The organism is Frankia sp. CoBUL1 (assembly GCF_978021245.1).
This window is the reverse complement of sequence record NZ_CDXDOS010000069.1, coordinates 1-14,970: the sequence shown is the minus strand read 5'-3', so window position 1 is coordinate 14,970 and position 14,970 is coordinate 1. Positions and strand designations below refer to the sequence as shown.

12 protein-coding genes and 1 tRNA gene are annotated in these 14,970 nt (G+C 71.3%); 4 read left to right on the top strand and 9 right to left on the bottom strand.

What is annotated here, in order from left to right; genetic code table 11:
• Positions 1-704 precede the first annotated feature (704 nt).
• From AC08OX_RS07835 to AC08OX_RS07820, 4 genes are all read right to left on the bottom strand, one after another.
• Positions 705-780: transfer RNA gene (locus AC08OX_RS07835), tRNA-Glu, on the bottom strand.
• A 219-nt stretch (positions 781-999) separates the two neighbouring features.
• Positions 1,000-1,827 (bottom strand): hypothetical protein, encoded by an 828-nt coding sequence (locus AC08OX_RS07830; RefSeq protein WP_476607192.1) that lies wholly within the window; start codon positions 1,825-1,827, stop codon positions 1,000-1,002.
• A 496-nt stretch (positions 1,828-2,323) separates the two neighbouring features.
• Complete coding sequence (gene bldC, locus AC08OX_RS07825) at positions 2,324-2,530, bottom strand: developmental transcriptional regulator BldC (RefSeq protein WP_006540950.1); 207 nt, start codon at positions 2,528-2,530, stop codon at positions 2,324-2,326.
• A gap of 152 nt (positions 2,531-2,682) precedes the next feature.
• Positions 2,683-3,513 (bottom strand): DUF8083 family protein, encoded by an 831-nt coding sequence (locus tag AC08OX_RS07820; RefSeq protein ID WP_476607191.1) that lies wholly within the window; start codon positions 3,511-3,513, stop codon positions 2,683-2,685.
• Between the two features lie 261 nt (positions 3,514-3,774).
• Between AC08OX_RS07820 and AC08OX_RS07815 the strand changes: the two genes are divergently transcribed.
• Positions 3,775-4,860, top strand: coding sequence for a Glu/Leu/Phe/Val family dehydrogenase (locus AC08OX_RS07815; RefSeq protein WP_476607190.1), 1,086 nt, complete (start codon positions 3,775-3,777; stop codon positions 4,858-4,860).
• A 365-nt stretch (positions 4,861-5,225) separates the two neighbouring features.
• The gene (locus tag AC08OX_RS07810; RefSeq protein ID WP_011434572.1) at positions 5,226-5,432 is read left to right on the top strand and encodes a DUF3073 domain-containing protein; all 207 of its coding nucleotides are present in this window, start codon (positions 5,226-5,228) and stop codon (positions 5,430-5,432) included.
• Positions 5,433-5,653: 221 nt separating this feature from the next.
• Here AC08OX_RS07810 and purM read toward each other — a convergent pair whose 3' ends face one another.
• The 3 genes from purM to AC08OX_RS07795 all read right to left on the bottom strand — a co-directional run bounded on the left by purM (position 5,654) and on the right by AC08OX_RS07795 (position 9,465).
• The gene (gene purM, locus AC08OX_RS07805; protein WP_476607189.1) at positions 5,654-6,763 is read right to left on the bottom strand and encodes a phosphoribosylformylglycinamidine cyclo-ligase; all 1,110 of its coding nucleotides are present in this window, start codon (positions 6,761-6,763) and stop codon (positions 5,654-5,656) included.
• Positions 6,760-8,394 carry an amidophosphoribosyltransferase gene (gene purF, locus AC08OX_RS07800; RefSeq protein WP_476607188.1) on the bottom strand — a complete coding sequence of 545 codons (1,635 nt, stop codon included), beginning with the start codon at positions 8,392-8,394 and terminating at the stop codon, positions 6,760-6,762. Before purF ends, purM begins: the two co-directional genes overlap by 4 nt.
• 258 nt (positions 8,395-8,652) lie before the next feature.
• Positions 8,653-9,465 carry a sterol carrier family protein gene (locus tag AC08OX_RS07795; protein WP_476607187.1) on the bottom strand — a complete coding sequence of 271 codons (813 nt, stop codon included), beginning with the start codon at positions 9,463-9,465 and terminating at the stop codon, positions 8,653-8,655.
• Between the two features lie 187 nt (positions 9,466-9,652).
• On the opposite strand from AC08OX_RS07795, the gene AC08OX_RS07790 reads away from it, so the two are divergent.
• Entirely contained in the window at positions 9,653-13,156 is a 3,504-nt protein-coding gene (locus tag AC08OX_RS07790; RefSeq protein ID WP_476607193.1) for a sacsin N-terminal ATP-binding-like domain-containing protein, read from the top strand.
• 28 nt (positions 13,157-13,184) lie between these two features.
• Here the strand turns inward: AC08OX_RS07790 and AC08OX_RS07785 are convergent, their stop codons facing one another.
• Both AC08OX_RS07785 and AC08OX_RS07780 read right to left on the bottom strand, forming a co-directional pair.
• Entirely contained in the window at positions 13,185-13,523 is a 339-nt protein-coding gene (locus AC08OX_RS07785) for a DUF2530 domain-containing protein (protein WP_476607186.1), read from the bottom strand.
• A gap of 60 nt (positions 13,524-13,583) precedes the next feature.
• Entirely contained in the window at positions 13,584-14,486 is a 903-nt protein-coding gene (locus AC08OX_RS07780; protein ID WP_476607185.1) for a sulfotransferase, read from the bottom strand.
• Positions 14,487-14,692: 206 nt separating this feature from the next.
• Here AC08OX_RS07780 and AC08OX_RS07775 point away from each other — a divergent pair, with 206 nt between their 5' ends.
• Positions 14,693-14,773: a putative leader peptide gene (locus AC08OX_RS07775; protein ID WP_347272474.1), complete on the top strand. Its 81-nt coding sequence runs from the start codon at positions 14,693-14,695 to the stop codon at positions 14,771-14,773.
• Positions 14,774-14,970 lie beyond the last annotated feature (197 nt).

Here is a 14,970-nt window from a genome sequence, read left to right as displayed (position 1 = left end):
GCCCTGGGCGACACCCACGCGGTGTCAGCTACTACGTCTGTGCCCGGAAGGGTGAGTACGTCGCGGCCGAGCATCCGGGCAAGGCGGACATCTGGCTCCGCGAAGATGACCTTGTACATGGGGTCAACACGTTTCTGGCCGAGCGGGTGTTCGGCGAGTACCGGTTGGATCTTCTCGACTCTCATCTGAGGGAAGTGGACGCGACCCGCGAGCATAATCGAAAACGGCAAATCGCGTCACTCCACGGCGCCATCGCTGACGCTGAGGCTCGTAGCAAGCGGTTGCTGCGCAACTTCGAACTTATCGACAACCCGGACCAGGACATGGCTCGCGACATCGCGGAGCGGCGGATCGAGCTGAGGTCCGAGCGAGAAGCCCTCCAGCAGGCGCTGATCGATCTTGAGGATGAGGATGCGGTGGCGCCCAATCCCGGCCTGTTGCGGGCGCTGCCGGTGGGCGCCGTCGACGTCGACAGGCTGCCTGAGGATCTCTCTCGCCGGCTCTTCGAGGCCCTTCGGCTCGAAGTCCGGTACAACCGCGCGACTAACATCGCAACTTGCCGGGTAACTCTGACAGGCGAGACCGTGCCAACCGCCGCTGGCGTCGGCGTTGACGCAGTCAGGGTGGTCCGGAAGGCTCCCAACAAGATCGAGAAGGAGGAGGCGGCCGTGCAGATCCGCGAGAGGATCATGCACGGGTCTGCGTGGTGCCCCCAACGGGATTCGAACCCGTGCTACCGCCTTGAAAGGGCGACGTCCTGGGCCGCTAGACGATGGGGGCGCGGCGACGACCCTCAGCGAGGCTGCGCATCCGCCCAACCGCGACGTCGATCGTCTGAAACACCGCAAGCATAGGGGATGGCCCGGTCGGGCGACAAACCCTTCCCAGGCCGATCCCGACCGCTCGGCATCCCCGTGGGAACGCTCCCCTGGCCGGCCAACCACCCGGCTGCCCAACGACTGCCCGGCCACCCGGCCACCCGGCTGCCCGGCTGCCGCGTCACCGGCCCTTCTCCAGGCGTGAACGGCCCGGCGCCTCCTGCCCCGCGGGGCGGCCTGCCGCGGGCGCGATGGCGCGGCGCGGGTCGACCCATCGGTAGCGGGAACGGAAGAAGGCTCGGACCGGCAGCCCCTCGATCGCGATCGAGTGCTCGATCCGCGCCGGCCCGGCGGGATCGCCGCGACCATGGACCTCGGCGAGATCGAAACTCAGCGTGACCTCGTCGGCCCGGTCCCCGGGAGTGTTCGGATCATAGACACGGAGCGTGATCGACGTTCCGGCCTGGACGTAGGCGTAGGCGAGCACCTGATGGTTCAGGCCTAGCAGCCGCGGATCGGGGGAGCGCACCGTGATGATCCCGATCGGGGACAGCAACCCCTCGTCCAGATCGAGCCGGATCCGTGGCCACTCATCCGCCAGGCTCGTCCGCGCGACTCCCGGCCGGACCCGGATCCCCCGGTTGACGTCGGCGTCGGCGCCCTGCATGAGCCGGTAGTAGCGGGCCACCCCCCGCGGGATGTCGAAGCTCTCCAGCAGGCGGCGGACGAGGTACGCGTACAGCGGGGAACCGACTGCCGGCGCCACGACGTCAGGCGGCGGCCCGATTCCGGCCTCGAACAGATCACTCACAGCGTAGATCATCCCGCCGCACAGGCCCCGGCTGGCGTCGCCGAGGCCCAGCCGCCGAGTCGACCCTGGCGCCGAAACGGCCAACAACGGTTGCGGAGCGAAGCTGTTCGTGAACCGGAACGCGCTGGTACTGGGCCGGAAACCGGGCACAGTCGACTCCCGCCCCCAGCCCTGGTTATCGGCGCCGCCCGACGTCACGGTGCCGGGCGGGTTACGGCGCCAGGCGGCGGCCCAACGATGATCAACCTCCGGGCAGCTCGGATCTCTGTCCAGCCTCTCGGCTGTCCAGGGCCTCGGCCGTCCGTCCAGTGCCTTGGCCCGGCGCGACGAGACCGGCGGACAGCCGTAACGGCCGTCCGCCGGTTCCCCAGCAGGTCCACCCAGCGCCCTCCCGGTGCGGAGGTGGTCCTTGACGCGGGACGTCGGCGGGACAGGATCCCGACGCATGGGCTCACCCACATGCCGGACGACCCGACGCCTGGATCTATCTACCCCTCCATCAGCGGCCCGATGGTGATACCGCAGCCTCCGGCTGTCGTCCGATACGGGACGATCAACCGCTCTCGAGACCTTCGGCCCTATTCCGCGGGACTCACGACCGACACCCTCGCACTGTCAGCCGTGCGGCCCGCACCCGAGGACCCGTACCCGAGGAGAGGAGGGGGCTCGTGCAACGCGCCAGGTTGGCGCGAACCTAGATGTCACTTCCGATGCTCGGAACTCCCTTCAGCAGGGCACGCACCTCCGCCTCTCGGTACCGGCGGTGACCGCCCAGAGTCCGAATCGACGTCAGCTTTCCGGCCTTCGCCCACCGGGTCACGGTCTTCGGGTCTACCCGAAACATCGTGGCAACCTCGGCGGGCGTCAGCAGCGGCTCAGCGTCTGGCGTTCGTGTCGTCATTGCGTTGGCCTCCCGTCACAGAGCGTCGCTCCGTCCCATACAGATCGTGCATCCTTCGGGGGCATTTCGGACATGGCACGTCAGGACCATCTACTGACTAGTCACAGCTCGTCCGAAGCGGGCGGCAACTCTCAGTTAACAGAATGCGCCGATCAGCTCGCGGATTCCCGTGCCTGCAGGGGCCTCCACCTCATCAGGACTCGTTCGTAGGCTTCGACCGCTAGGTCTGTTCGCCCACGGCGTAACGCACTGACAGCCTCGACGATGTCCTCTACAGAGTTGTCGCGCCGAAGCATGTCATCGTCCAGCAAGTCAACTAGCCCGTCGTAGTCCAGTTCGACCCTGCTCTGCGGATGGAAGGACCCCAGCCAACGGGCCAGCTCGCCGACGCCCTCGACTCCCGGGGCGTCCGGAGAGCTCGCCCGCACCGCCTCCACCGCTTCCACCGCCCGGCCCGCCCGCCGCCTGGCGAGGCTCATCGTGGTGCGGTAGATCATGGACCGCTCGGCGGTGTCCCCCGTGACCAGGGACCGTTCGGCCGGGTCGAAGAGCAGGAACCACGGCGGTGGCACCATCCAGGTACAGGTCTGCACGTGGACCTTGAGCGCGGGGCGGCGGGCCTTCCACCGGTTCAGCTCGACCTCGGCCGGCTCGATGATCCGCCGTGGCAGGAACGCCTCCGCGACGCGGTCGGGCATCAGGCCGCGGAACTCGAGCGCCGCCTGCCACACCCGCAGCTGGGTCGACCACGGACAGACGAACATCAGACCGTCGATCCACTGGACGAAGGCCGACTCGTCGGCGACGTCAAGGGTGGGATGGACGGTCGCGACCAGCGCCAGGACCCGCTCCCGGCGGGTCCCGGCCCGGCGCGAAGGCGGCCCCGCGGCGGCGTAACGCTGCCAGCGGCCACGTTCGGCCGCGGGAAAGGCAGCGAGCGGTTCGTACACCCGCAGATACGCCGCGGGGGAGACGACGGGCACCTCAGGACCCACTTACCGCGCGCGATCCGACCGACGACACCCACGCGGATGCCCTGGATCCTGGCATGCCTCGATCCTGGCACGTCCGCACACAAGCCGTCCGGCCTACCGGCGCCGTAGGGTTCGCCAGGACACGATCTGCGGGCCCTGGGCGCGGCGCGGGGTGGTTCGGCCCGCGCGCGGGATCAGGGCGGTGGGGGCCACGGGCCCCACGGAGGCCCCCAGAAGGCCCCCAGAAGGCCCCGAGGAGAGAGGTGCGCCATGTCGTCCCTGTTCAGGTCGTCCCTGTTCAGCGCCGTTTGTGACCATGAGCAGGTGCTGTTGTGCTCGGACCGTCCCTCGGGTCTTCACGCGATCATCGCCATCTACTCGACGGCGCTGGGGCCGTCGCTGGGCGGTACCCGCTTCCACCCCTACGCCGACGAGGAAGTCGCGTTGGCGGACGCCCTCGCCCTGTCCCGGGCGATGGCCTACAAGGCCGCCTGCGCCGGGCTGGACCTCGGCGGCGGCAAGGCCGTCATCATCGGTGATCCGGCCGTCGCGAAGTCGGAGCCACTGCTGCGCGCCTTCGGCCGCCATGTCGCATCATTGGGCGGCCGATACATCACCGCTTGCGACGTCGGTACCTACGTGGCGGACATGGACGTCATCGCCCGGGAAACCCGGTGGATAACCGGACGGTCACCGGCGCACGGCGGTTCGGGCGACTCCGGCGTGCTGACCGCCTACGGGGTCTTCGAGGGCATGCGCGCCGCCGCCCGGCACCGCTGGGGAACGCCGAGCCTGGCGGGGCGCCGCGTCGCGGTCTCGGGAGTCGGCAAGGTCGGGCGGCGGCTCATCGGGCATCTCCTCGACAGCGGCGCCTCGGTGGTCGCGGGCGACGTGGACCCGGTGGCCCTGGCCCGGCTGCGGGTGGAGTTCCCGGCGGCCGAGACCGTGCCGGACCCGGACGATCTGCTCGACCTCGACATCGACGTGTACGCCCCCTGCGCGCTGGGCGGAGCGCTGAGCGCGGAGACCGTCCGCCGGCTGCGAGCCGGCGTCGTCTGCGGCGGCGCCAACAACCAGCTCGCGCAGCCCGAGGTCGGGCGGCAGCTCGCCGACGCCGGAGTCCTGTACGCCCCCGACTTCGTGGTCAACGCCGGCGGCCTGATCCAGGTCGCGGACGAGATCGAGGGCTACTCGCCGGAGCGGGCCCGGGCCAGGGCCGCGCAGATCTTCGACACCACCTCGGAGGTGTTCCGCCTCGCCAAGGCCGAGGAGGTGACCCCGACCGAGGCCGCGGAGCGGCTCGCCGAACGCCGCATGACCGACGTGGGACGCCTGCGGGGGATCCTGCTGCCCTGACGCCGACCGCGGATGGGGCGAGACGCACCGTGGGGCGAGACGCACCGTGAGGCGAGGCACACCCCCGCCACCAGGCACGATCACCCGCCCGGCGGGGGCCTGAACGTCAATGGGAACAGGTGACGGTGATCACATCTAGGCCCCGTCAAACGGGCCGCCGACGGCGGGGACAAGCGGATATCCCCGATCGAACCCACCGGACAAGCGGGTTCATACACCGTTTCCGATCGCGGACACCTTGTCCGGGGACAGGCAACTGTCGGGTTGGCGTGCCGAGAAGCCTCCGGTCCCTGTAGTCTCGGGAAGCACGAGACAGTGAGAGCACCGGGGCGGGTCCCCGTCGTCATGTTCGAGGGGGTCGAGCCATGGGGCGCGGCCGAGCTAAGGCCAAGCAGACGAAAGTCGCCCGCGAGCTCAAGTACAACTCGCCCACTATGGATCTCGACCGATTGAAGGCGGATCTGGGCGCGGGCTCGACGCGCGAGAACAACAACGACGACTCGTACGTAGATGACGACTACGGATACGACGCCTACGCAGACGACGAGGACGATCGACGTTCCTCCCGCTGACAGCGTCGCTTCGGTAGTCGCTCACCGCGGTGGTCGTCGCCGACGGTGGTCGTCCGGGCTCAGGCCCGGGCTCCCACCGCCATAACGTGCTGCCGTGATGTTGGCCGCGCTGCATGCTTCTTCGCCAGTTCACTCCTGATCAGCCCAGGCTGCCCGGACAGGTTGCCCAACCTGCCCGGAGGGGCTGCCCTGCCCGGACGGGCTGTCCCGGACGGGCCGCCTCAGCGTGGATGCCGGCCGGCGAGCCGGGCCCTGGCCACGCCGGCTGGCTCCGGAGCGTCCGCCGTGCCGACCTCCCCTGCCACCCAGGCCGGCACGTCCCGCGCGGCGAGCAGCGCGAGAGCGTCGGCGACCGCAGTGGCCGGCAAGACCGCCACCATGCCGACTCCCTGGTTGAAGGTGGCTTCCATGTCCGCCTGGGTCACCTCGCCGCGCTCGGCGAGCAGACCGAAGATCGGGGGCACTGACCACGACGCCCGGTCCACCGTGGCCAGCAGGCCCGGCGGGATGACCCGGGCGAGGTTCGCCGCGAGACCGCCGCCGGTGATGTGGGCGAAGGTGTGCACCTCGACAGCCGCGGCCAGCGCCAGGCAGTCCCGGGCATAGATGCGGGTCGGAACCAGCAGGGACGTGCCCAGCGTGCCCCCCAGGGACGGGACGTATGACTCCAGATCCTCCCGCGCGGTCTCGGGAATCCCACCGGGCTGGCCAGAATCGACAGGACCGAACAAGATATGCCGTACGAGCGAGAAGCCGTTGGAGTGGATGCCGGATGATGCCATCGCGACCACCACGTCCCCGGGCCGGACTCGCTCCGGCCCGAGCACGTCGTCGGCCTCCACGACCCCGACCCCCGTCGCGGCCAGGTCGTAGTCGTCGCTACCCATGAGCCCAGGGTGCTCGGCGGTCTCCCCGCCGACCAGCGCCGCCCCCGCCTGCTCGCAGCCGGTTGCGATGCCGGAGACGATCTCGGCCACGCGCGCGGGGACCAGGGAGCCGCACGCGAGGTAGTCGAGCAGGAACAGCGGCTCCGCACCGCACACCACGAGGTCGTCGACAACCATGGCGACCAGATCAATGCCCACGGTGTCGTGCGTGTCCAGGGCCCGGGCAACGGCAATCTTGGTGCCCACACCGTCGGTCGAGGAGGCGAGCAGCGGCCGACGGTACCGCGCCGTATCCAGCGCGAACAGGCCGGCGAATCCGCCGAGCGAACCGACGACCTCGGGCCGGGTCGCGCGCGCGACGTGACCGCGCATCAGCTCGACGGCACGCTCGCCCGCGGCCACGTTGACCCCGGCCGCCCGGTACGAGTTCAATCCACCGCTCATGCGGGCCTCACCCCGGCCGGCTGGGGCTCGGACTCAAGATCGGGCTCGGGCTCGGGCTCGGCGTCGTGGTTGTCCGGGGAGGGATCGGCACCGTTCATGCCCAGCGTCACGCCGCGCCGCAGCGCCTCGGCGATCATGTCCTCGGTGGTCTCCGCGCCGCCCGTCGCCTCCAGCCGATGCTTGCCGAGCTTGTCGGAATCGTTCAGCGGAACCGGATACACGCCGTCGAAGCAGGCCCGGCAGAGCGTGCCGGCCGGTTGGCGGGAGGCCTCGACGAGGCCCTCCAACGAGACGTAGGCCAGCGAGTCGGCCCCGAGAGAGGCTCTGATCTCCTCGATGCCCGCCTCACTGGCGATCAGCTCGGCGCGGGTCGCGAAGTCGATGCCGTAGAAGCAGGGCCACCGTACCGGCGGCGAGGAGATCCGGATGTGGACCTCGGCGGCGCCGGCCTCCCGCAGCATGCGCACCAGCGCGCGCTGTGTGTTGCCGCGGACGATCGAGTCGTCCACCACGACGAGGCGACGCCCCTCGATCACATCCCGCAGGGGGTTCAGCTTGAGCCGGATCCCGCGCTGCCGAATCGTCTGCGAGGGCTGGATGAAGGTGCGCCCGACGTAGGAGTTCTTGACCAGGCCCTCACCGAACGGGATGCCCGACTCCTCCGCGTAGCCGACCGCGGCGGGTACTCCGGACTGCGGCACGGGGATGACCAGGTCGGCCTCCACCGGCGCCTCGCGGGCCAGCTGCCGGCCAACATCGACCCGGGTGGCGTGCACAGAGCGTCCGGCGATCGACGTGTCCGGGCGAGCGAGATAGACGTACTCGAACAGGCAGCCGTGCGGATCGGGCCGGGCGAACGTGCGCGAACGCACCCCCTCGGCGTCGATGACGACCAGCTCGCCAGGAACGATCTCCCGTACGAGGGTGGCGCCGACGATGTCGAGGGCGGCCGTCTCGCTGGCGATGATCCACGCGCCGTCGGGATGGCCGTCGAGCCGGCCGAGCACGAGCGGGTGGATCCCGTGCGCGTCCCGGGCGGCATACAGCGTCAAGGCGTCCGAGAAGACCAGCGAGAAGGCCCCGGTCAGGCGGGGCAGCACGTCCATCGCCGCGTCGACGAGGGTCGGGCCGGGATGGTCGGCGAGCATGGCGGTGATGAGGTCCGAGTCGGTGGTCGCCCGCAGGCGGTCCCGCTCCGCGCCGAGCGTCCGCGCGAGCTCGACGATGTTGGTGAGGTTGCCGTTGTGCCCGAGCGCGATGGGGCCGCCGAAGCGGGCGGTGCGGTACGACGGCTGGGCGTTCTCCCAGGTGGAGGAGCCTGTCGTCGAGTACCGGGTGTGACCGACCGCCACATGGCCGCTCAGGCTGGACAGGGTGACCTCGTCGAAGACCTGAGCGACAAGCCCCAGTTCCTTGAAGACCACCACGGTCCGACCGTCCCCGACCGCGATGCCGGCAGCCTCCTGCCCGCGGTGCTGCAGCGCGTACAGACCGTAGTAGGCCAGGTTCGCCACGTCCTCACCGGGCGCCCACACCCCGAACACACCGCAGGCGTCACGCGGCCCCGGCTCGTCGGAGAGGTCTGATTCCCATCCGGGGGTGGCGCCGAAGCGGGGTGCGACGTCTGGCACCAGGACTCCTCGACAGGTCAGGGACACCGAAGAATGCGGACAATCTCGCGCGGGACCATGCGGGACCACAGAGGTGCCGGGCTCGTCCGCCGACGCGCCGAGACGCGCCGAGACGCGCCGACCACTCCGACCACCGCCTCACCCCCGGCAGCTACCTCCCACCACGCTAGCAGTGAGGACGCGCATCGGCCGTTGTGCGCGCATGCCCGGACGGACCAGATCGTCCCTGGTAGATCATCCGGCCCAGCCAACCCGCATCTACAGGAGGGGCAGGTAGGAACTGAGGTCGGCGCGCTCGCCGCTGGCCGCGACCCGGCCGTCGGCCACCGCCTCGGCCCACGGCAGGCGGCCCGCGCACAGCAGGACGAAGGCAACGGGTTCGGCCTCGACGACATTCGGCGGTGTGCCCCGGGTATGGCGTGGACCCTCGACGATCTGCACGGCCGTGAACGGCGGCACCCGCAGTTCCACCGAGCGTCCGGGTGCCCGCTCGGTGAACATCTCCGCGAACACCTTCGTCGCCGCCCTGAGCGCATCCCGGACCGGCGTGACGCCTAGGTCGAGGCCGTGCACCACCGCCTCGACCGCTCGGGTGCGCAGGAACTCCGCCAGGCGCATCGGGCCGCCCGGCGTCGGGACCACCGCTTCCTGAGTCACCGCGGCCATGGCGGCCACCGCGGCCGACACCTCACCGGCCAGCCAGCCTCTGATCTCGGCCGGCCCACGGTTCGCCGCCAGCGAGCGGGCGGTGTCCGCGACGGCCTCCGTCCGGGTTCCGGCGCCCGTCAGGTAGCCGCTCGCGGTGACGAGATCCCTCGCGGTGACGAGATCCGTCGTGCGCCGGGACGCCGGGACCGCGGGGGCCAGGGCCTCGGTGAGCGCGGTCGCGGAGCGGGAGACGTGCAGGACGAGGTCGCCGACCGTCCAGCCGGGCAGCGGACTCGGCACCCCGAGGGTCCCGTCGGGCAGGACACTCACCGCATCGACGATCCGCTGCCACTGGTCCGCCAACGTCGCGGCCAGCTCGGTACCGGTCGCCCTGGGATCCTGGCGGCGTCCGCGGGATGGCATCCCTCCATCCTGCCCGGCGCCGCGTCCCGGCCGGATAGCCCACCTGCCAGATACCACCAGGCACCACCCGATAACACCTAGTACAAACCAGTATAAAACGGTGCGCGGTTATATCCGGCTGTCCGCGCGCGCCGGTGTGCCGGACCCGATCCCCCGCCCTGCCGGGCAGGAAGACGAGTATGGACGGGTGCCAGTGACGATCCCGCGCGCTCCCGCCGACGAGTACGCAACCGCCGCGATCCGGCAACGGGTTCTTGACGCCTGGGCCGCCTCCCCGGCCCGCTTCCGGGAAGACGCCAATGCCGAGGAGGACGCGGCTCTCGGCGCCTACCGCGACCGCCTCGTCGTCGAACTTGTGCAGAACGCGGTCGACGCCGCGCGTGAGGCCGGCGTCCCGGCCCGGGTGTACCTGCGGCTGCGCACCTCCGCTTCGGAGTCGGACACTCCGGATGCACCGGATGCACCGGATGCTTCGAAGACCGGCGCCGGTCCCGGGGGCCTGTTGGAGATCGCCAATACGGGGGCACCGCTGAGCCCGGCGGGGGTGGAGGCGCTGTCGACCCTGCGTGCCTCGGCGAAACGGGACACCACGTCAGTAGGGCGGTTCGGCGCCGGATTCGCCGCAGTGCTCGCGGTGAGCGACGATCCCTCGATCGTCTCCCGGTCCCGCCCGGGCGGGGGGGCGTCCGGAGTCACCTGGTCGAAGAGCAGGGTGATCAAGGCCGTGACGGCCGCGGGGGTGGGCCTGACCGAAGAACTGGCCCGGCGCGACGGGGCGGTACCCATCCTCCGGCTGCCATTCGATCTTCCCGCGCCGCCCGCACCACCGGACGGGTACGACACCGTGATCCGCCTCCCGCTGCGGGACGTCGCGGCGGCCACGGCAGCCCGGGATCTGCTGGCGGGGCTCGATCCGACCCTGCCGCTCGTCCTCGGCGGTCCCAGCGAGATCGTGGTTGACGTCGACGGGGCCGTTCGGACGATCACCTGTCGATGGATCCGCGGGGGCGGCTCATCCCAGCCCGCGCCGGGCGCGACGTCGACCCGCGTGGAGATCGCCGATCTCGACGGCGAGCGCTGGCGCGGCATCGCCCGTAGCGGCGTGATCCCGGCCAACCTGCTGGCCGACCGCCCGGTAGAGGAGCGCGGCCGGAACCGCTTCACCGCCCGGGTCATGGTCCGCGACGGCGGATGGCCCGAGGGCGTCGCCCGGGTCGTGCGGGCACCTCAGCCGACGGACGAACCGATCTCGCTGCCGATCCTGGCGAGCGTCGAGCTGCCACTGGATCCCTCGCGTCGATACACGGTATCGGGTCCGTTACGAGACTGGCTCACCGATCAGCTGAGCGCGGCCACCGTGGCGCTGGCCGAATACCTGGGCGCCGGCAGGAACCCAGACGCCGGCAGGAACCCAGACGCCGGCAGGAACCCAGACGAGACACCCGGCGACCCGCTGGCCGCGCTGGCCCTCGTGCCGACGGGGCTGCCGGTGGGCGAGGTCGACGGCAGGCTACGGGAGATGCTGATCCGACTTCTCCCGGACGCGGCGATGCTGCCCGGCGGTCTGCGTGGCCGGGACTGTTCCGTCTGCGATCTCGGCCCCGCGACCGATGCGGTCACCGAGCTGCTGCGCTCCTGCGGGGCCGACCCGGCCGAGACCTGGACCGAGGCCGACCCGGCCGAGATCGCCGGCACGGACGGGGCGGGTCCGGATGGCGACGACACCGTCGCGGCGAAGGTCGATGGGCAGGTTCCCGGCCTGCTCCCGGCGGCCTATGCGGCCCGCCGGTGGCGTACCGCACTCTCCGCCCTGGGCGTTCGACGGGTGGACAGCGCCGCCCTAGTCGAGCTGCTCTCCGGGGTGCCCCGCCCGCCACACTGGTGGGGACGTCTCTATCCGCTCCTGGTCGGGGCGCCGGACCGGGATGCGCTCGGCGCGCTTCCGGTACCGGTCACGGAGGTTCCCGCGCCCTGGGAGGACACCGAGCCGCGCGGGGCAGCCGGGTCCAGCGCCTTGCGGACGCGGATGGTCACCGGTCCGCGTGGGACCCTGCTGCCCACCGCCGACCTCGACATCGTCGCGCTGGCCCGATCGGGGCTGCCGCTGCGGGTCGTGCATCCCGACGCCTGCGCCCAGGACGCGGCGCGGGATGCCCTGCGCACCCTCGGCGCGCTTGAGGGCACTCCAGCGGGTGTCCTAAGGGATGCGGCGGTACGCGAGGCGGTCCTGGACGCCGATCCGGAGGACGATCCCGATGATCTCACCGCCCTGGCGAACGCGGTGCTGGCGCTGGTCCGGGACGCGGGCGAGGAGTCCGCGGCCGACCTGAGCTGGCTCGACGAGCTGCTGCTGCCGGACGGCGACGGTGACTTCACCCCGGCCGGCGAGCTGCTGATCCAGGGAGGCCCCCTGGATCGGGTGCTCGCCGAGGACGCGCCCTTCGGCACCCTGAGCGCCGAGGTCGCGCGGGCCTGGCCCGCCGAGGTACTGGCGAAGGTCGGTGTGCTGCGCACCTTCGGGGTGTTGCACGCCCACGACCTGCCGTTGGATCCCGACGAGCAGATCCTGCTTGACCTCGACGACAGCGACACCTGGGTTGACGACGTCGCGGCGGACGACCACGGCGCGCCGGGCGGCTCGGCGAACCTGCGTCGGCCGCCTCCCGGCGGGCCACCGGCACCCGCCATGATCGGGGTGTTCGCGGCGGTACGCGATCTCGAACTCGTCGACCGGGCCGCCTGGCCCGAGGCGCTCGCCGAGCTCGCCCGACCACCGTTGCGGGACATCGTGTTCGCCCCCGAGCCGTCCTATACGCGCTGGTGGCTGGCGCGGCACGCGGTGCTGCCCGTCGGTGGCGACGGCCGGGTGCCCCGCTCCGCGGAACACCCGGCGCACCGGGACAGCAGGGTTCTGCCTCCGGGCGAGCTCGTCCTACCCGACGCGGACCCCCTGCTCACCGGGCTGTTCGCGCCGGCGGCACCGCTCCCGGGGGTCGACGACGAGTTCCTGCGCCACCTCGGCTGCCGGCTGACGCTGGAGGACGTCCTCGGCGACCTGGGCGCGGTGATGGACCTGCTCGACCGGCTGGGCGACGTCGACCGGGACGTGCCGTGGCCCGCGGCTCGCACGCTGTACATCGCCGCGGTCGACGCGGTGGCCCGGGTCCTGACGGCGCCGGACGGTTCCGCCCACGACGGGCGGTTCGACCCGCCGCTGACCGTCCGCACCCCGGACGGCGTCCGGGCCTGCGCCGACGTCGTCGTGGTGGACGCACCGGACATGCTGGGGCTGCTCGGCGCGGACCGCTTCGGGCTGCGTCTCCCGCTGGATCGGGCGGCCGAGGTGGCCCACGTCCTCGGCGTGCGCCTCACCGCCGAGGCGGGCACCTGCGAGATCGCCTCGGCGGGCCCCGGCGAGGCCCGGCAGGCACCGGACGGCACACCGTACCGGGTTCACGACCCGCTGCTGGTCGAGGATCTCGCCGGCAGGCCAACCCGGGTGCCCTGGCGGGTACTCGGCGGGATCGGCGGCGAGATCCACGTGGATGCCGAGGCCGGCTCAGACGCGCTCGCGCGGGCCCTGGCCTGGCGCGGCGGGCAGTGGGACCGGCGGCATGCGCTGGCCGCGGCGCTGCGCGACCCCGACGGTGCCGCCTTCCGAGCCGCGGAGGACGACCTCGACGAGACCTGAGCCGCGCCGGTGGGTTCCGGTCGCCGGACTATCGATCCGCGTGGTCAGGGTTTCCCCGCGCCCGCAGCCGGTTGCGGCGGCGGATCACGATCCACAGGCCGGCGAGCCCGAGGACGAAGCCGCAAATCGCCGTCACGAACCACCAGAGCCGGCCGTCGCCCCGCAGGTCGTCGAGGAAGAACGCCATGACCAGCGCGGCGATGGCCCACAGCACGGTTCCCACCGCGACGGAGGCGACCCCGTCGTAGGGCAACGGTTCGGGCGCGGACGGGCGGGTTGTCGCGGCGGGCTCGCCGCCCTCCGGGACGGGCGGGACCTCGGGGGCGTGCGCACCACCCGTGGAATCGCTGTTTGCTGAGACGCTCATCCCGCTCGACGCTACCCTCTCGGCTCGCGGGCCGGACTGCTCGCGGGCCGGGGTGATAGGTCAGGAGTCGTCCGCCGGTTCGACGAGCCACTCGTCGAACCGGCGTCTCGTCACGTCGCTCAGCAGGGCGATATCGGAACGGAACCCGTCCCGCAGCCGGGCCCCGATCGCCGGATCCAGCCGGGGGGCCGGGAAGGCCGGCACGGACGGGGGCGCCGGCACGGACGTCCCGGGTGGCCCGGGACGTCCTCGGCGCTCGGCCCCCAGCTTGACCCCCAGGAAACCGTGGACCCGTCGAATGACGGCGGCGGGATCCCCGATCAGATCGCGGTGCGCCGTCAGGAGTACCTGCTCGCGGGGGAACAGCGTGAACAGCCGCTGCAGCTGCGTGCCGTACCTGCCCAGGGCCAGGTAGCGCCACGGCCATGGCCAGCACGCGGCCGTCCGGGCGGCCTCGGCGGCCACGGCACGTTCGAAATCGTCGAGGTCCTCAAGACCGGCCAGCCGCATCCGGACCCAGTTCGCATAGGCCCGCTCCACCGGATCACGAAGAACGACGATGAGCTTCGCGTAGGGAAGCAGTTCGTGAATATGCCGCAGCGCCGTGAAGTCGGCGAGATAATACGGGGTGCTCTCGCCGCGCACCGCACCCGCCGGAGCCGCGTCGAACAGCGCCTCGTAGTCGGATCGCCGACGGACAGGTGATCGCTCGCCCGGCCCGGCGCGAGCCACGCAGCCCGGACGACCGGCACTCCCGCCGGCTTCGCCCCAAGCGGAACAGACGACGCCGGCCCGGCCGGCCGTGGTGACGTCGAGCCCGCTTTCCAGGATGCGCCCGGCCAGGAAGTACCCCGGTTGCGGGATCTCGGGCATGAAGACGGATCGATGGCGGCCGAGTTCCTCGTGCAGGACCTCCGTACCCGCGTCGGGAGCACCGATCACGAAGAAATCAGGCAGAGCCACGGCATCTCCTGTTCCTGACGTCCCCGGCCGCGATTTCTGGAACAGCCCGTGAGTATATTCACGATTCTCCATCGGGAAGATGGACATCCCGGGACCTCCACGGCCGGCGTCATGCACCACAGATTCCACCGAAAGACCAAGAGGTGAGATAAGTCATACTTTTCAATGCTTGGCGACCGCCGGAGCAGTGTGCTTCCGTTGCTCTTGTGTTGAAGCGGCTGATCCTGGTCACCCGGGGCCACATTGATCTGCTCCGCGTTGCCTCGGCCGCCTGTCCGGCGGCCTGACGGGCAGCCGCCTACCTCCCGCACGGCGCTTCACGAAGCGTCAGCCGGTCCGGACACGCTAGACCAGGGCACGCCACCGTCTGTCAACCGACGTTGCCTCGTCTCGCGCGAACCGGCAAGCATCGCCAGGAAGGCCCCACCGGGCAGCGTCATCGCTGGTAGCTGCACATGCCGACCTCCCCCGAACAACATCGGCC